General features: G+C 52.0%; 21 protein-coding genes and 1 pseudogene. 7 read left to right on the top strand and 15 right to left on the bottom strand.

The window, feature by feature from the left end; genetic code table 11:
* Positions 1-53: 53 nt before the first annotated feature.
* Positions 54-224 carry a YnfU family zinc-binding protein gene (locus tag OGX99_RS00290; RefSeq protein ID WP_305955329.1) on the bottom strand — a complete coding sequence of 57 codons (171 nt, stop codon included), beginning with the start codon at positions 222-224 and terminating at the stop codon, positions 54-56.
* Between the two features lie 75 nt (positions 225-299).
* Positions 300-512 (bottom strand): annotated as a pseudogene (gene cspF, locus OGX99_RS00295) (cold shock-like protein CspF).
* 278 nt (positions 513-790) lie between these two features.
* Between cspF and OGX99_RS00300 the strand changes: the two are divergent.
* The 3 genes from OGX99_RS00300 to OGX99_RS00310 all read left to right on the top strand — a co-directional run bounded on the left by OGX99_RS00300 (position 791) and on the right by OGX99_RS00310 (position 2,472).
* Positions 791-1,009 (top strand): cold shock domain-containing protein, encoded by a 219-nt coding sequence (locus tag OGX99_RS00300; protein ID WP_286542253.1) that lies wholly within the window; start codon positions 791-793, stop codon positions 1,007-1,009.
* A 267-nt stretch (positions 1,010-1,276) separates the two neighbouring features.
* Positions 1,277-1,504: a hypothetical protein gene (locus OGX99_RS00305; RefSeq protein WP_049094912.1), complete on the top strand. Its 228-nt coding sequence runs from the start codon at positions 1,277-1,279 to the stop codon at positions 1,502-1,504.
* Positions 1,505-2,067: 563 nt separating this feature from the next.
* Positions 2,068-2,472, top strand: a complete 405-nt coding sequence (locus OGX99_RS00310) for an H-NS family histone-like protein (protein WP_024274587.1) — start codon at positions 2,068-2,070, stop codon at positions 2,470-2,472.
* 303 nt (positions 2,473-2,775) lie between these two features.
* Here the strand turns inward: OGX99_RS00310 and arsC are convergent, their stop codons facing one another.
* From arsC to OGX99_RS00325, 3 genes are read right to left on the bottom strand one after another with little or no spacing between them, the layout of a single operon-like run.
* The gene (gene arsC / locus OGX99_RS00315) at positions 2,776-3,201 is read right to left on the bottom strand and encodes a glutaredoxin-dependent arsenate reductase (protein ID WP_024274588.1); all 426 of its coding nucleotides are present in this window, start codon (positions 3,199-3,201) and stop codon (positions 2,776-2,778) included.
* Positions 3,202-3,213: 12 nt separating this feature from the next.
* Entirely contained in the window at positions 3,214-4,503 is a 1,290-nt protein-coding gene (locus tag OGX99_RS00320; protein ID WP_024274589.1) for an arsenic transporter, read from the bottom strand.
* A 44-nt stretch (positions 4,504-4,547) separates the two neighbouring features.
* On the bottom strand, positions 4,548-4,868 hold the full coding sequence (locus OGX99_RS00325) for a metalloregulator ArsR/SmtB family transcription factor (protein WP_032938043.1): 321 nt from the start codon (positions 4,866-4,868) through the stop codon (positions 4,548-4,550).
* A gap of 85 nt (positions 4,869-4,953) precedes the next feature.
* Between OGX99_RS00325 and arsH the strand changes: the two genes are divergently transcribed.
* On the top strand, positions 4,954-5,652 hold the full coding sequence (gene arsH, locus OGX99_RS00330; protein ID WP_032938044.1) for an arsenical resistance protein ArsH: 699 nt from the start codon (positions 4,954-4,956) through the stop codon (positions 5,650-5,652).
* Between the two features lie 300 nt (positions 5,653-5,952).
* Complete coding sequence (locus tag OGX99_RS00335; RefSeq protein WP_010434242.1) at positions 5,953-6,171, top strand: hypothetical protein; 219 nt, start codon at positions 5,953-5,955, stop codon at positions 6,169-6,171.
* 665 nt (positions 6,172-6,836) lie between these two features.
* Here the strand turns inward: OGX99_RS00335 and OGX99_RS00340 are convergent.
* The 5 genes from OGX99_RS00340 to OGX99_RS00360 all read right to left on the bottom strand — a co-directional run bounded on the left by OGX99_RS00340 (position 6,837) and on the right by OGX99_RS00360 (position 11,553).
* On the bottom strand, positions 6,837-7,373 hold the full coding sequence (locus OGX99_RS00340) for a dihydrofolate reductase family protein (protein WP_286542311.1): 537 nt from the start codon (positions 7,371-7,373) through the stop codon (positions 6,837-6,839).
* A gap of 279 nt (positions 7,374-7,652) precedes the next feature.
* Positions 7,653-8,639, bottom strand: coding sequence for an aldo/keto reductase (locus tag OGX99_RS00345; RefSeq protein ID WP_151218127.1), 987 nt, complete (start codon positions 8,637-8,639; stop codon positions 7,653-7,655).
* A gap of 24 nt (positions 8,640-8,663) precedes the next feature.
* Complete coding sequence (locus OGX99_RS00350; RefSeq protein WP_286542262.1) at positions 8,664-9,692, bottom strand: alpha/beta hydrolase; 1,029 nt, start codon at positions 9,690-9,692, stop codon at positions 8,664-8,666.
* A 13-nt stretch (positions 9,693-9,705) separates the two neighbouring features.
* On the bottom strand, positions 9,706-10,935 hold the full coding sequence (locus OGX99_RS00355) for an MFS transporter (protein WP_252838686.1): 1,230 nt from the start codon (positions 10,933-10,935) through the stop codon (positions 9,706-9,708).
* 123 nt (positions 10,936-11,058) lie between these two features.
* Positions 11,059-11,553, bottom strand: coding sequence for a cyclophilin-like fold protein (locus tag OGX99_RS00360; RefSeq protein WP_210905281.1), 495 nt, complete (start codon positions 11,551-11,553; stop codon positions 11,059-11,061).
* A 92-nt stretch (positions 11,554-11,645) separates the two neighbouring features.
* Here OGX99_RS00360 and OGX99_RS00365 point away from each other — a divergent pair, with 92 nt between their 5' ends.
* Positions 11,646-12,545, top strand: coding sequence for a LysR family transcriptional regulator (locus OGX99_RS00365; RefSeq protein ID WP_151218130.1), 900 nt, complete (start codon positions 11,646-11,648; stop codon positions 12,543-12,545).
* 47 nt (positions 12,546-12,592) lie between these two features.
* Here OGX99_RS00365 and OGX99_RS00370 read toward each other — a convergent pair whose 3' ends face one another.
* The gene (locus OGX99_RS00370; RefSeq protein ID WP_151218131.1) at positions 12,593-12,925 is read right to left on the bottom strand and encodes an EmrE family multidrug efflux SMR transporter; all 333 of its coding nucleotides are present in this window, start codon (positions 12,923-12,925) and stop codon (positions 12,593-12,595) included.
* 379 nt (positions 12,926-13,304) lie between these two features.
* Between OGX99_RS00370 and OGX99_RS00375 the strand changes: the two genes are divergently transcribed.
* Positions 13,305-13,661 carry a KPN_00521 family repetitive protein gene (locus tag OGX99_RS00375; RefSeq protein ID WP_252838685.1) on the top strand — a complete coding sequence of 119 codons (357 nt, stop codon included), beginning with the start codon at positions 13,305-13,307 and terminating at the stop codon, positions 13,659-13,661.
* Positions 13,662-13,848: 187 nt separating this feature from the next.
* Here OGX99_RS00375 and iolB read toward each other — a convergent pair whose 3' ends face one another.
* From iolB to OGX99_RS00395, 4 genes are read right to left on the bottom strand one after another with little or no spacing between them, the layout of a single operon-like run.
* On the bottom strand, positions 13,849-14,667 hold the full coding sequence (gene iolB, locus OGX99_RS00380) for a 5-deoxy-glucuronate isomerase (protein WP_252838684.1): 819 nt from the start codon (positions 14,665-14,667) through the stop codon (positions 13,849-13,851).
* Between the two features lie 9 nt (positions 14,668-14,676).
* Positions 14,677-15,567: a myo-inosose-2 dehydratase gene (gene iolE / locus OGX99_RS00385; RefSeq protein ID WP_210905283.1), complete on the bottom strand. Its 891-nt coding sequence runs from the start codon at positions 15,565-15,567 to the stop codon at positions 14,677-14,679.
* 14 nt (positions 15,568-15,581) lie between these two features.
* Positions 15,582-17,486 carry a bifunctional 5-dehydro-2-deoxygluconokinase/5-dehydro-2-deoxyphosphogluconate aldolase gene (locus OGX99_RS00390; protein WP_151224213.1) on the bottom strand — a complete coding sequence of 635 codons (1,905 nt, stop codon included), beginning with the start codon at positions 17,484-17,486 and terminating at the stop codon, positions 15,582-15,584.
* A 12-nt stretch (positions 17,487-17,498) separates the two neighbouring features.
* On the bottom strand, positions 17,499-18,632 hold the full coding sequence (locus OGX99_RS00395) for a Gfo/Idh/MocA family protein (protein ID WP_286542272.1): 1,134 nt from the start codon (positions 18,630-18,632) through the stop codon (positions 17,499-17,501).
* Between the last annotated feature and the right edge of the window lie 5 nt (positions 18,633-18,637).

Here is an 18,637-nt window from a genome sequence, read left to right on the forward strand (position 1 = left end):
CGGAATCTAACATAAGTATAGGACATGAGCTCTGTTCTGCGATTTTGGTCGAGCTAGCGTCGGGAGATAAACAGAGCCTTACATCCGGGGCAAAGCATGGTTTGGTTGAGCCGGATTTTTGACAACGGTTGTACTGATTTTAAGCCACAAACAGGACAGGCAGCAGTGGCAGTAGACGCACTGCTGAAGAATTTCATTGCGTAATTGATAACAGACATAACCATTAACCTTTCAATGAATGAGCTTCACCGTACCACATGTGGTTAAGTTTTAATCTATCTATTTTGACATACTGAAAATCAGGAAAGATAAATGTTCGCAGCCACAGGCCCCCTGAGACCGTTTATCCGGCAAGACTCTATGCGGCTTCCAGGGATGAGTAATTCTGATTAGCGAGAGTTAACGGCTGAAATGTGAAGCAGAACGTCTTTTCGTCCATCAGATGGGATGATGAGGCCTTTACCACTAAGAATATCAAAGCTTTTGACAATTCCTGTCATTTTATGGGACAAGTCAATTCCTTATTGAAAACACTTAAAGACTATACATTGAAAATGGCATTCAGCCACTTTTATTTTCCCTACAGGACCTCTGGACGGCTAAAAGATAATTTGCTTATATCGATTCCCTGTGTCTTAATGAATCCCATCAGTTCGATGTACTAATGAAAGTTAGAAATTTTCCGGGCAGTTCTCATTACCAGGCGCTATCGTTGATATCCCCTCTTTTGAGTCCATACGTTTAATCTTATACGTTTACTATCAATACAATCATGTATAACGGAGTCAGTATGACCTCGAGAATTATGGGCCTGGTTAAATGGTTTAACGAAGACAAAGGTTTTGGCTTCATCTCTCCTCTTGATGGCAGCAAAGATATCGTTGTCCATTTGTCTGCACTTAATGGCGACAACTTTAAAACTTTATTTGAAGGTCAGAAAGTTGAATTCGCCATTCACCGCGGAGACAAGGGTCCTGCTGCTGCAAATGTAACACTTTGCGATAAATAAATCATTGTGGGCCTGCGATAACGATGAAGGATTATTCCTGAGTAGACAGATCCATAACTTAAATCAGATGAAGTCGTTTATTCTTAATATCTGATCAGCATATTTTTCAAAATTATGAGTATGCTAAGCGATGTGATGAAGTGCAGTACTACTGCATAAAAAGTCTAAAAGCACAAGCTAACCACATGTTAAATAAGAAGTGCGTAATGGCTTTGACCTTAATGGCATCTGCCAGTTAATATCCACGAGAGAACAGGGTAATAGAATATGATTAAAGTCCTTGTTTTCTTTAATGCTGAATCCTGTAAAGTCATGACCGTTCTGGAAGGTATATCCTCTGTCAGGCAGGAATATCCAAACGGTGAAGAAACACATCTTCGGATTATGTCTGCAGGTTTTCCTTCCTTAACTGGCGATCATGGTATTGTTTACGTGGCTACTGACAGGGAGTTAACGTCACAGGAGATACTTGATGCGGCCAGGAAATATTTATAGAATTTTTGTCATGCTCTCTGCTCCACGTTTAATTGCATGCTTACCCTATTTATCAGAATCGAACAAAAAATGAGTTAAAAGCATTTATGGCCTGCTAACAGCAGGCTTTTTTTTTACATTACACTTTTTTAGAAACGTCTCTATAAAGAGAGAGTAATTCGCTACCCTCTGACAAAATGCAGGTGTCTCCCCCCTGCGTGCCATCTTGCCATTTGTGAAAACCTTGCTAAGTGGCGGCGCTGTCTCTCCTCATTTTAAATCTCATCAGGTGTGACTGAAGCAATAAGTTATGAGGGTATAAAAAGGCTCTCCGGATGACTCCTGGCATCATAGTTTTAAGTACCTTCAAAAATGCATGGACATTTCGTAGGAGTTGTAATTTAGTTCTTGCACATTCTTCTTAATTTTGTCTTGCGATAAGAGATTTATATAAGTAGTCTAAACCTCGTTAATAACAATATGTACCAATCGGATTAAAATGCTCAGTAAGAAAAATCGGATTGATGAGCAACCGTCGACATTGGTATTTGCTGAACAACGAAAAAACTTTAAAAGGTCTCTTTATGTCAGATGCTCTTACACAGTTAAACAATATCCGTACCTTACGTTCTCAGACTCGTGAAATGTCATTAGATGTACTGGAAGATGTTCTGGAAAAGTTTAAAATTATTCTTATAGAACGACGAGAAGAAGAGACATTACGTCTTGCAAATGAAAGTCAGCGCCGCGATAAACTGGAAACACTTCGTCAGATGATGCTTGATGAGGGTATCGACCCCTCCGAACTTTTAGCTGCTATTGGCTCTCCGGGTAAGGCTAAAAGGACGCGCTCCCCCCGCCCCGCGAAGTATCGATATACTGACGAAACTGGAGAGTCAAAAACATGGTCAGGTCAGGGGCGAATGCCGAAGCGTATCTCAAATCTGATTGCTGAAGGTGGAGAATTAAAAGATTTCGAAATCAGCTAAAAAAGAGCCGGGCATACCCGGCTCTTTTTACGGATAGCCCACAACCATCCTTAGAGGATCGTCGAGAAGCATCTGGTTCGTAACCGGCTTCAACAAGGTGTTTCATGAAGAGATTATGTTGCGCTATAAACTGGGTAAAGAAGGTATTAATGGTGACATTACGCAGTTGTAATGCAGCCAACACCACAGTTTTTCCTCTCATAGCATAATGCGGACGGGGTTAGTAGGCTGGAGGTCTTTAGTGAACGGCAAGCGGACGCCCTCGTAGATTAAACAGGCGTCCGATATCTTGAAGTGGACAGATTACCTAACCCGCTTTCCCGTTTCGTCAATGACCTTCTCGCCATCCTCTTTGGTAAACGCTCCTTTCTGACCTTCCGGAAGAATATCCAGCACTATTTCCGAAGGGCGGCAAAGACGAGTACCGAGCGGCGTAACGACTACCGGCCGATTAATCAGGATTGGATCTTGAAGCATGAAATCAATCAACTGCTCATCACTAAATTTCTCTTCATCAAGACCCAGGCGTTCATAAGGTTCAGCGTTTTTACGCAGCAAGGCGCGCACTGTAATCCCCATATCTGAAATAAGTTTAATAAGCTCATCACGGGTCGGGGGAGTATCGAGATAATAAATTATTGTCGGTTCGTTGCCGCTGTTGCGGATCATCTCCAGCGTGTTACGTGAGGTGCCACAGGCCGGGTTGTGATAGATGGTAATATTGCTCATATCAATATCTCGCTACAAGGTGACAGAGAGCCGCCACGCCAGCACAGCCAGAGTGACGAAAAGCACGGGCAGGGTCATGATTATGCCGGTGCGGAAGTAATATCCCCAGGTGATGGTCATGTTTTTCTGCGCCAGCACATGTAGCCACAGCAGGGTTGCCAGACTGCCAATCGGAGTGATTTTCGGGCCTAAATCGCAGCCAATCACGTTGGCATAAATCATTGCCTCTTTGACGACGCCTGTCGCCGTACTTCCGTCAATCGACAGCGCACCAATCAGCACCGTCGGCATGTTATTCATTACCGACGACAGGAACGCGGTCAGGAAGCCGGTGCCGAACGTTGCTGCCCATAACCCCTTTTCTGCCAGCAGGTTTAGCACGTCAGACAGAGACTCCGTGAGCCCTGCATTGCGCAGGCCATAGACCACCAGGTACATGCCCAGTGAAAAAATAACTATCTGCCATGGTGCATCGCGCAGGACTTTTCCTGTGTTGATGGCGTGACCTCTTTTCGCCACTATGAACAGTACTGCTGCGCCAGTAGCGGCTATCGCACTTATCGGGATCCCAAGAGGTTCCAGAACAAAGAAACCGACAAGCAGCAAAAACAGGACAATCCAGCCCGCCCTGAACGTTGCCGGATCCTTTATCACACTGGCAGGCGTCTTCAGCAGCGAAACGTCATACGTCACCGGAATATCCCTGCGGAAGAAGAGATGCAGCATGACCAGCGTGGCCGTAATCGCGGCCACATCTACGGGGATCATCACGGAGGCATACTGCGTAAAGCCCAGACCGAAAAAGTCCGCCGAGACGATATTCACCAGGTTAGAAACAATGAGCGGCAGGCTGGCCGTATCTGCAATAAATCCTGCGGCCATGACAAAGGCCAGTGTCGTGCCCTGACTGAATCCCAGTGCGAGCAGCATCGCAATTACGATCGGCGTCAGGATCAGTGCGGCTCCGTCATTGGCAAACAGTGTAGCAACAGCAGCCCCAAGCAAGACTATCCAGCTAAACAAAAGGCGGCCACGTCCGTTACCCCAGCGGGAGACGTGCAGTGCGGCCCATTCAAAGAAGCCGGACTCATCGAGCAGCAGGCTGATGATGATGACCGCAATAAATGCCGCTGTCGCGTTCCAGACGATATTCCAGACAACGGGAATATCAGCGATATGGATGACTCCAGTTACCAGCGCCAGCACAGCCCCGATACTCGCACTCCAGCCAATACTCAGGCCTCCGGGTTGCCAGATCACCAGTATCAACGTCAGTAAAAATATACTCCCCGCCAAAAGCATCTCAGACTCCGTTATATATGATTATGTGAATTTGTTTTCTTTTCTCAGCAGGAGGTGCAGGCTGATTTATCCAGCCATTTACACAAATCCTCCCGCATACACTGCCAGGACGTCGTGATTGTCTCAGCTGCCCATGCCGGTATGTGGGGTGACAGACGATAGTGGATCCATTTGCCTTCACGACGGTCCAGAACCAGCCCGGCCTCACGAAGGATAGCCATATGTCGCGAGACTTTGGGTTGTGATTCGGAAATGGCTGCGCAGATATCACAAACGCACAGTTCTCCTGACTCCCGGAGAATCATGACGATGGCGAGCCGAGTTTCATCCGACAGGATTTTGAAAAGCTGAACAGGTTGTAGCATTTTTCACTCCGTTCCCTTTAGAATATATATATGATAAATCATATGTGTTAAATTTGAAATCATCTACTCTCTCCGGAGGAGAAAAATGGAACAATTTCCTGCCCTTAATATTGAATTCTTTGATCAACACATCGCTGAACGCCTGAACCTGCAAGCGCCACCACGGATTCTTATCCTGTATGGCTCAGTAAGAGAGCGCTCCTACAGCCGCTTTGCCGCGGAGGAAGCCGGTCGTCTTCTGACTGCAATGGGCGCGGAGGTGGAATTCTTTAACCCCTCTGGTTTACCCCTGCCTGATGATGCGCCAGACACGCACCCTAAGGTCACCGAACTACGCGGCCTGGTCAGATGGTGTGACGGGATGGTGTGGAGTTCCCCTGAGCGGCATGGGACGATGAGCGCGGTGATGAAGGCGCAAATAGACTGGATACCCTTAAGTGAAGGCGCGGTTCGTCCTTCGCAGGGCAAGACACTTGCAGTGATGCAGGTCTGCGGTGGTTCGCAGTCCTTTAATGCGGTGAACCAAATGCGCATTCTGGGCCGATGGATGCGGATGTTCACTATCCCCAACCAGTCCTCCATTGCTAAGGCATGGCAAGAGTTCGACGAAAACGGCCGAATGAAACCTTCGTCATGGTATGACCGTATCGTCGATGTAGCCGAGGAGCTGTTTAAAATCACGGTGCTGCTTAAGGGACAAACTGGTTATCTTGCAGATCGTTACAGCGAGAGAAAAGAGAGCTATCAGGAGCTTTCATCCCGTGTCAATCAGGACAAAATTTAACGTATATTTTTCGTGAATCCATACTGCATGAGATTAATAACATCCACTATGGCACAAAGGAGATATCCCATCCTGTGTCAGAATATGAAAAACTACCTTGAGGTGAACTAGTAACTCTGGTTATGACGTGGCGCTTGCGCGTCATGATGCAAAACTAATTTTGATGTTTAATGAAATCCTGGTTGCACCCAAGCTAAGCGCTTCATGCTAAATTTTAGGCGAAGGAATAACAGAAGTCCTGTCCATTGCGTGTTATAACCGAGGTTGAAAACCGGCACACTGGCGGTTGAGAGGCATCGCATGAAATTACAAATCACAAGAGCAATTGGCCTCAGTAAGCTCTCTCCACGTTGGGTTAAGGTTATCTGCTTACGGTTAATTAAAAATGATATTGAACGCTCTCTCAACGCTCTTCTGGTCAAAATTGATGAATCTGAACTCTCTACGGAGCAACTTAAAGCGTTTAAGGAATGCGTTGAAAGAATTAACCTGGCACGGGGTAAGGGGATGCAGGCGTGAGCATTTTTAATTAAGCATTTTTCGATGCTGCATTGGTGATGATGGCTTTTATCCAAAAAATTTCGCAGGCGAATAGTAGTCTAAGCGTTTGATAAAAGGTAAGCCCAAACCGTATATGCGCGGCGCGTTTGCTGCGCAAGAAATGGTTACCAGGTCAAATCTGTTTTTCAGTGTGACGACTCAACTAGATATCACCACGCACAGTCCCTATCTCGTCTTCTTTCTCATCAAAGGGAGAAAAAACTTTTAGGCACCCAAATAGGCCCCTAAGAAAAGTTGAACTAGCAGTTATTCAAATTAATTCAATGAATTACACAACCAATTCAGACTCCGCCAGCCCACCAATCATGATTGGACAGTGCCAGGACAGCACTAGTAAAACAGGAAGTTAGCAGTCTCAGCAGGACACCGACCAGACGGTGAGGAGACAAAAAAGGATACACAAAGGAGCCGCGGCTCCCGAGTGACAAAAAAGCCCGCATCAGCGGGCTTTTTTGTTTCTGCTTTCCAGCCTCATTAGCCACGCTCAATGCAACCACAATCAACAACCCACTTTTCTTTCACCTTAGTCTGTAATCTTCCTCTCATACCTGCTTTTAGCCATAACTGATGTGAGCATCCGCTATGAGCGAAAAGTGGAGGTCACCACTATGCTTTGATTCAGCTTATGGCGTCAGCCGATAATGCGACTGCATCAGACCTGAAGGGAAGCTGCGGCTGGATAATAGCGTCAAATCGATATCATGGGGCAGAACTCCGAACAGCGGTTTTCCCGAACCGAGCAGGACAGGAACGGTAGTGATAACGATATCGGCGACCAGACCTTCGCGCAGGAACGACTGTATTAACTGCCCACCATCGATATAGACCCGGTGCACGTTCTTCTCCATCAGGTCAGCAAGAGCCTCCCCTGGCGTGAGGCATGAAAACTGCACTTTATCCTTCAGCGCCTCGGGCACGGTGGTATCGGCTAGCTGCCGGGAAAGCACCAGCACGGGCAGATCATAAGGCCATTCGTTAAAAGTCAGCACCTTCTCATAGCTGCCTCGACCCATAATGATCCAATCTTTGTCCGCGATGAATGCGGCATAGCCATGATCTTCTGTCGGGTCATCGCGCTTTAACAGCCAGTCGATATCACCATCCTGCCGAGCGATAAAACCATCAAGACTGACCGCGATGAAAACATGTGTGGTGACCATCATGTGCTCCGTGTTCAGATTGCATATATCTCGTTGAGTTTAGCAGTGTTAGCGATATTGATATGTTCCGATAAAGCCACATCACAATGTTAGCAACGTCCACCAGAGCCTCAACCACCTCCCACACCAATTACAAGGACGCCAGCCGGTGATTACCAGTGTCATCCGATAAGTCCTAAGAGCCCGCACGGCGCAAGCTCTGCGGGCTTTTTTGTGCCCTCATTTTATCCAGCGAAGTCCGAAGAGAACCCATTAAATCCGAACCTTTTAGACACTTTGTTACCAGGCATAGGCCTCAGGAGCTTCCCCGCCTGGTCCTGGCCAAATAGCATCCAGTTTTTCAAGTGTTTCAGGCGTTAACGTTACAGACAGCGCATTGAGATTCTGACGAAGTTGTTCAACCGTACGTGGCCCGCTGAGTACGCTGGTGACGGTCGGATTTTGCAATAGCCAGGCAAGCGCAACGTCAGCCGGCGTTTCACCCATTTCATCGCAAAGCTGCTCCCAGGCTTCCAGCTGTGGCCGCAGATGATTGATTTGCACCTGCATATGCGGTGTTGCCCTGCGCCCCTCTGTCATTTTACGCAGCACACCGCCCAGCATTCCCCTCCCTACCGGACTCCATGGGATAAGGCCAATGCCGTAATGACGCAGCGCAGGGATCACCTCCAGCTCAACCGTGCGCTGGGTCAGATTGTACAGGCTCTGTTCAGATGCCAGTCCCAGCAGGTTACGTACGTCGGCCTTACATTGTGCGGTAGCAATGTCCCAGCCAGCAAAGTTACTGCTGCCCACATAACTAATTTTACCCTCACGGATCAGCTGTTCCATAGCCTGCCAGATCTCCTCCCAGGGGGTGTTCCGGTCGATATGGTGCATCTGATAGAGATCGATATGGTCCGTTTTGAGCCTTTTCAGGCTGGCTTCACATGCCCGGCGAATATGGTAAGCAGACAAATATTTATCGTTCGGACCCGTATCCATCGGCTGATAAACTTTTGTGGCCAGCACGATCCGCTCGCGCTTTCCGCTGCGCGCCAGCCAGTTGCCGATGATCTCTTCGGATGTCCCGTACCCCTTTGCCATATCCGGCGACTGCGGTCCGCCGTAAACATCGGCGGTATCGAAAAAGTTGATACCCGCATCCACCGCCTCATCCATGATCCTGAAGCTGGTTGGCTCATCCGTCAGTTCACCAAAGTTCATAGTCCCAAGACCGATACGGCTCACCCGCAGGCCTGTTCGGCCCAGATGTTTGTAGTTCATGTCGCATGCTCCTTAACTGACGCGTTATTTGAGGTTCTTACGGAAAAAGTCGGCCAATTTGTCGAAGGGGATCACGTCTGTGCGATCGTACAGATCGACGTGCCCAGCCCCCGGAACGACATACAGCTCTTTAGGCTGAGCGGCGCGTTTGAAGGCGTCCTCGCTGAACTCTTTTGAATGAGCCTGATCGCCGGTGATAAAGAGCATCGGACGCGGTGAAATGGCTTCAATATCGTTGAACGGGTAGAAGTTCATAAACTTGCCAATACTGCTCAGCATCGGTTTTGTCGTCAGTTCTTCTTTCTCGCCCTGCGGGGTGTAGCCGCCGCGTTCGGTGCGGTAGAAATCAAAGAACTCGCGCTGAATTTCTGGCGTGGAGGTGTCCAGTTTATTTACAGTGCCCGGAATGTAAGCCGTCTCTCCCCCTTTAAACTCAGCAAACCGCTGCTCAATGGCCGACTGGATGAAGGCCTTACGTTGTTCAAGCGTCTGGGAATGGTTAAGCCCGTTACGGAACGCAGCTCCCATGTCATACATGCTAACAGTGGCGATGGCTTTCATACGTGGGTCAATCTTCGCGGCGCTGATGACAAAACTCCCGCTACCGCAGATGCCCAGCACGCCGATATTTTCCGGATCAACAAATGGTTGTGTGCTGAGATAATCAACCGCCGCGCTGAAATCATCCGCGTAGATTTCCGGTGAAATCAGGTGCCCTGGCTTACCTTCGCTTTCTCCCCAGAACGAGAGATCAATCGCCAGCGTGACAAAACCCTGCTCCGCCAGTTTCTGCGCGTACAGGTTTGAGCCCTGCTCTTTGACTGCGCCCATCGGGTGGCCCACGATGACCGCCGGGTTTTTGGCGTTCTGAACGATCGTTTTCGGGACAAACAGATTGCCAACCACGTTCATCTGATACTGGTTTTTAAAGGTGACTTTTTGCTGCGTCACCTTATCGCTTTTATAAAAGTTATCCGCACCTCTGGACATATCCGCCGCGGAGGCGGCAAATGCGCTGATGAGCATCCCTAGGGCTAACGTAAATTTATGCATGATGGTTTCCTTATCAGGACGAGTGTGATGAATGGCCACCGGCAGACGCGTCTGCTCGTGAGGTCAGGAATATCAGTACGGTTGCGATAATCAGCATTGCGGCGCTGACCAGAAAGGTGCTCTGGAAACCGTGATGGTCGAACAGCAGGCCTCCCACGGTGGATCCCAGCGCAATGGACAGTTGCACCATCGCCACCATTAGCCCACCTCCCGCTTCGGCATCCTGCGGGAACGTGCGTGGAACCCATGCCCACCATCCCACTGGCGCGGCGGTTGAAATCAGCCCCCACAGTCCGAGCAGTATCGTCACGATGGACGCCTGGTTGCTAAACGCGATCAGGGCCAGCGCGATGATCGCCATCAGTACAGGAATCGCCATCAGGGTCGGGTAGAATCCGCGCTTCAATACCCGGCTAATCAACGTAGTGCCGATGAAGCCCGCCATACCGATGACCAACAGGATGAGAGTCACCGCTGAAGCGTCCACCTTCGTTACCGCTTCGAGGAAGGGTCGGATATAGGTAAAGAGCGTGAACTGTCCCATAAAGAAGATCCCCACCCCTAGCATGCCCAGTGTGACCACCCGGTGGCGGAACAGCATGAAGACGTTGCCAGCGCCCACATGCGGGCGGGTAACCGGCATAGAGGGCAGACTGAGCAGTTGCCAGACAAACGCGACGATGGCGACGGGTAGCAGGCAGAAGAAGGTCCCCCGCCAGCCGATGACCGAACCCAGCCAACTGCCCAGAGGTGCGGCCACGACAGTGGCTAGCGCATTGCCGCTGTTAAAAATAGCCAGCGCCAACGGAACACGGTGCACTGGCACCAGACGCATCGCCGTCGCCGCCGACATCGACCAGAACCCGCCGACTACAATGCCAATCAGAGCCCGACCCGTCATATAGGTCAGGTAGTTGGGGGCCATCGCAATAACGGCCCCGGACAGCGCCATGATGCACGTCAGGCCGAGCAGCAGAGTTTTCCGGTTAAGCGCGCCTGCCAGTCGGGAAATAAACAGGCTGGTCACCACCGCAAACACGCCGGAAATGGCGATTCCCTGCCCGGCCATGCCTTCGGTGACGTTCAGGGACTGCGCCATCGGCGTCAGGAGGCTGACCGGCATAAATTCGGAGGCGATCAGGGCGAAGACGCACAGTGTCATGGCAAACACGCCGCCCCAGTGCGCCGGTTGTTTTTCACTTTCTCCGTTTTTGTTTCTGGTTTCAGTTTTCTGATTACGCATTTAGCCTTTCTTTTTTGTTGATAATGCGATGCCCTCCCCTGCGCCTTCAGGAGACTTTGACGCGTCGGCGTGGGGACAAGCACGGTAGTAAAAGGGAACGATGGGTATGAAAGGAACGACTGCTCAGTCCACGATCCTGATCTGCACCTTAAGCGGTCCATGGCGCTGCAGGGCGGACAATCCCGAATCGACTTTGCCAACCGGGATCAGTGAACGGGCGTAAGGCCTGCCCTGGGCAAAAATCGCCAGGTTGCCCCAGGGCGCGTAGAAAGTAATATCCCCGGCTTCCGGCGTCATGCCTTCCGGAGCCTGTGCAGTGGAAAGCCTGCGCGGCAGATCGCTAATGCGCTCAATATCGGCGTAATCTTGCAGCGTGAGGCTGAGGGGAAGCAGTGACGCAAAATCCCGCCCTGTCGGCGTGTCATAGAGGGTGGCAGTGGCGGTCTCACTATTCACAACGATCTCAATTTTCATAAGCTTCTCCTGTACAGCGACCCGTTCGTTGTCACCCGCCATCACGGACTGCGTAACGCATAGCAGCCCGACAAGAAGGAACATCATCAGCAGCGACGTTTTGCGGTGCATGTTTTGCATATCGTTTAGCGTTGACTTTTTCATCGCATTATTGTTACCAATAGGCAGCGGGGAAACTAGCTAATGAATGCTTAATAGGCTTATAAGTAAATTTTATAAATAGACCGGAACTGAACATGGCCAGACGCAACCTCAACGATTTACTCTCTTTCGTCACCGTGGCGCGGGAAGGCAGCTTTACGCGTGCCGCCGCGCAGCTTGGCGTGACTCAGCCCGCGCTGAGCCAGGCGATTTCCGGGCTGGAAGAGCGGATGCAAATCCGCCTGCTGACGCGGACCACCCGCAGCGTCGCCCCGACGGCCGCCGGGGAACGACTGCTGCAGTCGGTGGGCCATCGCATTGACGAGATTGAGGCCGAACTGGATATGCTGACTGAACTGCGGGATAAGCCAGCAGGAACCGTCCGCATCACCTGCGGGCCGAACGTGCTGAAAACGACTCTGCTGCCCAAGCTGACGCCGCTGCTGCGCGAATATCCGGATATTCATATCGAATTCGATGCCAACCACGGATTCCGTGACATCGTGGCAGATCGGTTCGATGCGGGCGTGCGGCTTGGCGATACGATCGATAAAGATATGATAGCGATGCCCATCGGTCCGAAACTTCGTATGGCAGCGGCCGCCTCGCCAGATTATTTCGAACGATACCCGGTTCCCCAAACTCCCCATGATCTGACGCAGCATCAGTGTATTAATCTGCGTATGGTCCGATCCGGGGGGATTTATGTCTGGGAATTCGATCACGAGGGAGGAGAGCTGAACGTTCGGGTTAACGGACAGTTGACGTTTAATACGTCGGAACATGTTGTTGACGCCGCGCTGGCAGGGTTGGGTATTGCCTTTTTACCTGAGGAGGAGTTTGGCTCACACCTCAAAGAGGGTCGTCTCGTTCGCGTACTTGAATCCTGGTGTCATCCTTTTCCGGGCTACTATCTTTATTATCCCAGCCGCAAGCAGCCTTCCCCGGCCTTTTCACTCGTTGTTGATGCGCTGCGCATTAACCGGAAAATTTAGGGGTAGATGAAGCAGATAACCTGATATCCGACACTCCTCCAGGAGAATCAATGTGGGGAGGATTTTGAAAAAATATTAATAACCAGAACCCCGGCACAAATAAGGACCATGCCTGCAATCGCCGGAAAATCAAGCTTTTGCCCACTTACTAACCAGCCCAGAAGGCTGATTAAAACGATTCCAGCACCTGACCAAATTGCGTACGCAATACCCGTTGGAATGGTCGATAACGTCTGGGCAAGAAGATAAAAAGCAGTGCAGTAGCACACTATTGTGGCTACAGATGGCCAAAGGCGTGTAAATCCGTCAGAGAACTTCATCAGGGTTGTACCTATAACTTCAGCTACGATGGCTCCTGCAAGAAAAATGTATGAATTCACAATCTGACCTCATGTGACAAGCTGAAACCGCCATCGTATCACAAAGGGTTAGGTGGTTTTAAACACTACCAAAACTACTTTAGTTTAGCCGCGAAATGTCCGCATCTTGCACAAACGCACCGAAGGAAACACTGCCCCTAAAGTTTCTACCGGGGCATCAACCAATGCGTAAAATTCTGTTCCCCCACAGCCACTCGTTATTTAACCCAATATTAAACGTGGATTTTACCCAACACAAAATAACCATATTGATGGTTCGCGAGTGCATTAATCAGATAATTAGTTTTTTCTGCACTTACAGTTTTTTCCTAAAGCCAGCGCTTCGTTTACGTGCCACGCTTATTCACGCTAATAACTTATAACGCTAAGCGAGGATATTATGAAAAAGACAATTATCGCATTATCTGCAATTTTGCTGGCTTCTCCGGTTATTGCCGCTACGACACACGCAACTGATAATGATGTAGCTGCCGCACACGAAAACGCTAATACCGCAAAAGAAAAACTGCATCAGGCGCAGAATCAGGGCGAAGAGCAGAAATTAAAAGCTAAACATGCTGCGGAAGGTAAACAAGATAACCTGAGTAGCAAAGTGAGCGAAGGTTCGCAAAAAGCCTGGAATAAAACTAAAGAAGGCACTGAAAAAGGTTGGAATGCAACCAAAGAAAGCACAGAGAAAGGCTGGAATAAGACCAAAGAAGGTGCTGCATCCGTTGAGAAAAAAATCAGAGAATAATTTCCCAGCCATTTAATAAAGTCATTTAATAATGAAAGCCGCTTTCGCGTTTTTTATTATTATTTAACCACAATCCAGGATTGCTGACCTGACTCAATCCTTTTTACAGCGAAACCAGAGCAGGGCCACAGTAACGCACAGGCCCTGACTCCAAATCTGCTTTCACCGCAGCCAAACACTTTCATCCTTATTTATCGACCGGATAATCCCTGTTAATCCACGCGTGATCATCTTCCCAGGTGAACATCCATTTGCGGACCGGCCCGGCCATAACGTTGAGGTAATAGCTGTCATACCCGGCCATCGTCGCCACCGGGTGATACCCCTTCGGCACCATGACCACGTCACGGTTATAGACCGCCATACATTCATCCAACATTCTGTCGTCAGTGTAGACGCGCTGCATGCAGAACCCCTGTTCCGGATTGAGACGATGATAGTAGGTCTCCTCCAGATAGGTCTCCTGCGGTGGGTTATCCGTGTCATGCTTATGGCTTGGGTAGGAACTGGTGCAGCCTTCATTGGTCCACACCTCCACCACCAGCAGGCTATCTGCGGGTTTATCTTCCGGTAAGATGTTATGCACATAACGCTGGTTATTGCCCTTGCCGCGCGCTTCTCCCTCGATATCCTGTGGTGCGATCAGCCGCGTCGGGTACGTTCCTTTCCCCGGCGCAGCACAAACTGCCAGCTCCAGTCTGGTCACAGCCTGAATCTGTATTGCCTCACCAGAGGTGACATACACCGCCCACGGTTTAATGCGTTCGAACGGGCTCATCCGCTCGCCGATATCCGTAAAGGTTGCGCGCGGCGTGGTGATGGTTGCGCGTCCGGCGACCAGTACCAGACAGCGTTCTTCGCTGACTGCGGGCAGCGTAAGCTGCTGCCCCTCCTCCAGTTCATACGCTGCAAAGCCGACATATCCCCAGCCAGCACGTTCTGGGGTCACCGACTGCGTTCGCCCTTGTGCGTCAGGTTGCTGCCAGCGTGATAATAAACGTGACATGTCACCTCCTCAGATAAGCCCGGCATCCCGCGCCAGACGGCTAAGGTTGTTATAGCCCAGACGCGCATACGTCAGCGGGTGCGCGATGGCCGGATCCTGCTCCGCTTCCACTACCAGCCAACCCTGATATTGATTCGCCTTCAGCAAGGTCATGATCGGCGGATAGTCAACGCAGCCATCTCCCGGCACGGTAAAAACACCGCTCAGTACTGCATCAAGAAAGCTGGTTTTGCGATTTTTGACATCCGCCAGCACGTCGGCACGCACGTCTTTACAGTGAACATGGTTGATACGCGATGCCCAACGCTGTGCCACCGCCAGCGGATCGGCACCTGCGAAGGTCAAATGGCCGGTGTCGAGCAGCAATCCGACTTCATCACCGGTATGGGTCATCAGGTTGTCCACGTCGTCGGCGGACTCAATCACCGTGCCCATATGGTGATGATAGGCAATCTGTACCCCCTGCTGCTGTGTGTAGCGGGCAAATTCAGTGAGTTTTTCGCCGTACTCTTGCCAGCGTGCCTGCGGGAAGCGCGGACGCAGATGTACCGGTGTCTGCTGCTCGCCGTGAATACAGCCACTCACTTCGGCAAATACCAACACCTTCGCCCCCAGTTCGCGCAGTAACGTCAGGTGCGATTGCACGGCGGCAATCTCCTCCTCTACGCTACGCTCCAGCAGACGACCGGAGTACCAGCCGGAAACCAGTTGCAGCTCGTGGCGCTGCAAAATGGGGCCGAGCAGTCGCGCCTCGCGCGGGAATTTATTGCCCAGTTCGAAACCAGCAAACCCGGCCTCTTTGCCTTCGCTCAGACAAGTATCCAGCGAGGTCTCGGCGCCCAGAGAAGGCAGATCGTCATTCGTCCATGTCAGTGGATTAATACCTAATTGTACCGTCATTATCTTCTCCTGAATTATGCTTGTCCGCGCTCGCGCCACCAGGCGATAAGCTGCAGGTAGTTATCCTTAATGCGCGCCACCAGCTGCGCATCATCAATATCGTGTTTCAACCACGCGCGAGAGGCGTCGCCAAACAGCGTGCGTCCCACGGCGAAACCCTTGACCAGCGTTTGTCCTGCAGCTGCTTTGAAGTCGGCGCGCAGTTGCTCTGCCGGGGCATCCAGACCGAGGATCACCACCCCACGGCAGTGTGGGTCACGGCGCGCGATAATTTCACTCAGCGCCGTCCAGCCGCTGGCCGAGAGCGGTGGCAGTTTCCACCAGTCGGGGGAAATCCCCAGGTTGTAGAAACGGGAGATGGCACGCAGGTAGAGATCGTCGCTGCGCGGCATGCTGGCGGGCAATATCACCTCCAGCAGCAGCTCATGCCCGGACTGGCAGCAGGCGTGGTACACCTCGGCAATTTTCTGTTCTTGCTCCAGACGCAGCGCATGGGCATCTTCCGGATGGAAAAAGACCAGACACTTCACCACATGCTCCTGCGGCCAGCTGATGAGCTGCGAACCTATATTGCCGTGTTCCATCTCCAGCGGGCGCGAACCCGGCAGTTCGATAGGGCGACCTATCCACCAGCCCTCTCCGGTTATCGCATTCAGCGCATCCTGACCAAACGTACCGTCGCACAGCAGCCCGGCCTTACCCTCCAGCCCGGCGCTGTTGGCCGCCTCGCGGCTGGCCTGCAGGATCAGCTGCTTCAGCGCCGGAATACGTTTCAGAGACGAGCCGCACTGCAGCGCCATCTCCTCAAGCTGACTGCGGTGATCGAAGGCCATCACACACAGTTCCGGCCATTCGCGGCGACGGGTAGTGACGCGGTGCAGATGGTTTAGACGCGGGTCAAGATCCGGACGCGGAACGAGTGCGGCGCGGGAGAGATAATCATCCAGCTCGATTTTGCTCGGCATCGCCGGGGCACAGCCATGGCGCGACACTACCAGCGCGCCGCAGGCATTGGCATAGCGGCACGCCTGCTCCCAGCCCTCATCGTTCAGGTAGCCCCGCAGCAGGCCGGACATAAACGCATCCCCTGCGCCAAGCACGTTAAGCACCTCGACGCGCACGCCGGTCACCGTCAGGCCATCGTCCAGCCGGGGTGGGATGGCATCGATATACACCGAGCAGCCGAGCGCGCCGCGTTTGCAGACCAGCGTAGCCTGACTCACACCACGCACCTTCTCCAGCGCCTGCAGCGTTTCAGTGCTGCCGCCCGCGATATGAAACTCCTCCTCGGTGCCGACGATGACGTCGAACAGGTGCAGCACATCCTGCAATTGACGCGTCACCTGCTCAGCGGCGATAAAACGCGTTTCGCCGTCGCCTAAGGACGTTAACCCCCATAACACCGGACGGTAGTCGATATCCAGCACCGTGCGCACGCCGTGGCGGCGGGCATAACCCAGCGCCGTCAGCACCGCCTCGCGGGTCTGGGGATGAGAAAGATGGGTTCCGGTGATGGCAAGACAGCGGGCAGACGCGATGTACTGTTCATCAACATCGCTGGCAGTAATCGCCATATCCGCGCAGTTATCACGGTAAAAAATCAGAGGAAAGGTATCCCGGTCTTTAATGCCGAGTAGCACCAGCGCCGTCAGGCGGTCTTTATCGGTAATCAGATGGCTGGTGTCACAGCCCACCTGGTTTAACTCTTCCCGCAGAAAACGCCCCATATGTTCGTCGCCAACCCGCGCCAACATTGAAGAACGCAATCCCTGGCGCGCCGTGCCGTACGCCACATTGCCCGACGAACCGCCAAGGTATTTGGCAAAGCTCGACACATCTTCCAGGCGTGCGCCAATCTGCTGACTGTAGAGGTCAACCGCCACGCGGCCCATGCATATCACATCAAACTGCTTTTCCACGTTGAACCCTCTTCAGACAATGTCGTTCACGTTCAGCCAGCGGCCTTCCAGGTGCGAGAGTGCGATGGCGTCAAGCACACGCGACACCTTCCAGCCCTCTTCGAAGTCCGGCCACATCGGCGCATCGGCGGCAATGCCGTCCACCAGATCGCGCACTTCCACGGTTTTTTGATCGTTAAAGCCAATCCCATGGCCTGCCCCCATGCAGAACGCACCGTAGTCCGGGTGAGCCGGGCCGACGAGCAGCGTGCGGAATCCCTGACGGTTCACCGGGTCGTCATGCAGATAGAGCTTCAGCTCGGCCATGCGCTCCTGAGTGAAACTGATGGCACCTTTCGTCCCGGTGATGACATATGACAGCCCCATCTTGCGGCCGCAGGCGACGCGGGAGGTTTCAATGACGCCCTGCGCCCCGCCCGCAAAACGCACCATCGCGTGGGCCTGATCCTCGTTTTCGACGGCAATCATCTCTGCCGAACCCGCCTTCGCCGGACGTGCCGGGACCACGATCTTCAGGTCACCGCAGACCTGCTCGATATCCCCCACCAGATACTGGGCCATATTGACGATATGCGCCGCGAGATCGCCCAGCGCGCCCAGACCCGCCGTTTCTTTAAAACAGTGCCAGTGGATCGGCGAAAGCGGGTCGGCCATATAGTCTTCGTTGTGGGTACCGTAGAAATGGATCACCTCGCCAATTTCGCCGCGCTCAATGATCTCTTTCGCCAGCTGCGCGGTCGGGTTCTTCATGTAGTTGAAACCCACCAGCGTTTTCACTCCGGCCCGTTGTGCCGCCTCCACCATTTCACGCGCGTCATGGGCGTTCAGCGCCAGCGGCTTCTCCGAGTAGACGTGCTTGCCGTGACGGATCGCCTCCAGCGCCATCTCTTTATGCAGATGGTTAGGCGAACAAATATCAACCACGTCAATGGCCGGGTCGGCCACCAGCGCACGCCAGTCTCCGGTTGAGCGATTGAAGCCAAAGGCCTGCGCCCGTTCGGCCGCCAGCTCCGGCGTGACTTCCGCCACCATTTCGCGCACCAGTTTGCCGCGCAGGTTGAACACCGTCGGGGCTTGGGCATAGGCGATGGCATGCGCCTTGCCGATATACCCGGTGCCAATTAGTCCAATACGAACTTCTTTCATCGTGA

This window comes from Citrobacter sp. Cu096 (genome assembly GCF_030332285.1).
Taxonomy (GTDB): Bacteria; Pseudomonadota; Gammaproteobacteria; order Enterobacterales; family Enterobacteriaceae; genus Citrobacter; species Citrobacter meridianamericanus.

Bases quoted from the DNA above. Each gene is read 5' to 3' on its own strand.
- OGX99_RS00350 (WP_286542262.1), bottom strand. From the start codon at position 9,692: ATGCATAAATTTACGTTAGCCCTAGGGATGCTCATCAGCGCATTTGCC.
- OGX99_RS00310 (WP_024274587.1), top strand. From the start codon at position 2,068: ATGTCAGATGCTCTTACACAGTTAAACAATATCCGTACCTTACGTTCT.
- OGX99_RS00375 (WP_252838685.1), top strand. From the start codon at position 13,305: ATGAAAAAGACAATTATCGCATTATCTGCAATTTTGCTGGCTTCTCCG.
- OGX99_RS00355 (WP_252838686.1), bottom strand. From the start codon at position 10,935: ATGCGTAATCAGAAAACTGAAACCAGAAACAAAAACGGAGAAAGTGAA.
- OGX99_RS00305 (WP_049094912.1), top strand. From the start codon at position 1,277: ATGATTAAAGTCCTTGTTTTCTTTAATGCTGAATCCTGTAAAGTCATG.
- OGX99_RS00320 (WP_024274589.1), bottom strand. From the start codon at position 4,503: ATGCTTTTGGCGGGGAGTATATTTTTACTGACGTTGATACTGGTGATC.
- arsH (WP_032938044.1), top strand. From the start codon at position 4,954: ATGGAACAATTTCCTGCCCTTAATATTGAATTCTTTGATCAACACATC.
- OGX99_RS00290 (WP_305955329.1), bottom strand. From the start codon at position 224: ATGGTTATGTCTGTTATCAATTACGCAATGAAATTCTTCAGCAGTGCG.
- OGX99_RS00335 (WP_010434242.1), top strand. From the start codon at position 5,953: ATGAAATTACAAATCACAAGAGCAATTGGCCTCAGTAAGCTCTCTCCA.
- OGX99_RS00325 (WP_032938043.1), bottom strand. From the start codon at position 4,868: ATGCTACAACCTGTTCAGCTTTTCAAAATCCTGTCGGATGAAACTCGG.
- iolB (WP_252838684.1), bottom strand. From the start codon at position 14,667: ATGTCACGTTTATTATCACGCTGGCAGCAACCTGACGCACAAGGGCGA.
- OGX99_RS00340 (WP_286542311.1), bottom strand. From the start codon at position 7,373: ATGGTCACCACACATGTTTTCATCGCGGTCAGTCTTGATGGTTTTATC.
- arsC (WP_024274588.1), bottom strand. From the start codon at position 3,201: ATGAGCAATATTACCATCTATCACAACCCGGCCTGTGGCACCTCACGT.
- OGX99_RS00365 (WP_151218130.1), top strand. From the start codon at position 11,646: ATGGCCAGACGCAACCTCAACGATTTACTCTCTTTCGTCACCGTGGCG.
- OGX99_RS00300 (WP_286542253.1), top strand. From the start codon at position 791: ATGACCTCGAGAATTATGGGCCTGGTTAAATGGTTTAACGAAGACAAA.
- OGX99_RS00360 (WP_210905281.1), bottom strand. From the start codon at position 11,553: ATGAAAAAGTCAACGCTAAACGATATGCAAAACATGCACCGCAAAACG.
- OGX99_RS00395 (WP_286542272.1), bottom strand. From the start codon at position 18,632: ATGAAAGAAGTTCGTATTGGACTAATTGGCACCGGGTATATCGGCAAG.
- iolE (WP_210905283.1), bottom strand. From the start codon at position 15,567: ATGACGGTACAATTAGGTATTAATCCACTGACATGGACGAATGACGAT.
- OGX99_RS00345 (WP_151218127.1), bottom strand. From the start codon at position 8,639: ATGAACTACAAACATCTGGGCCGAACAGGCCTGCGGGTGAGCCGTATC.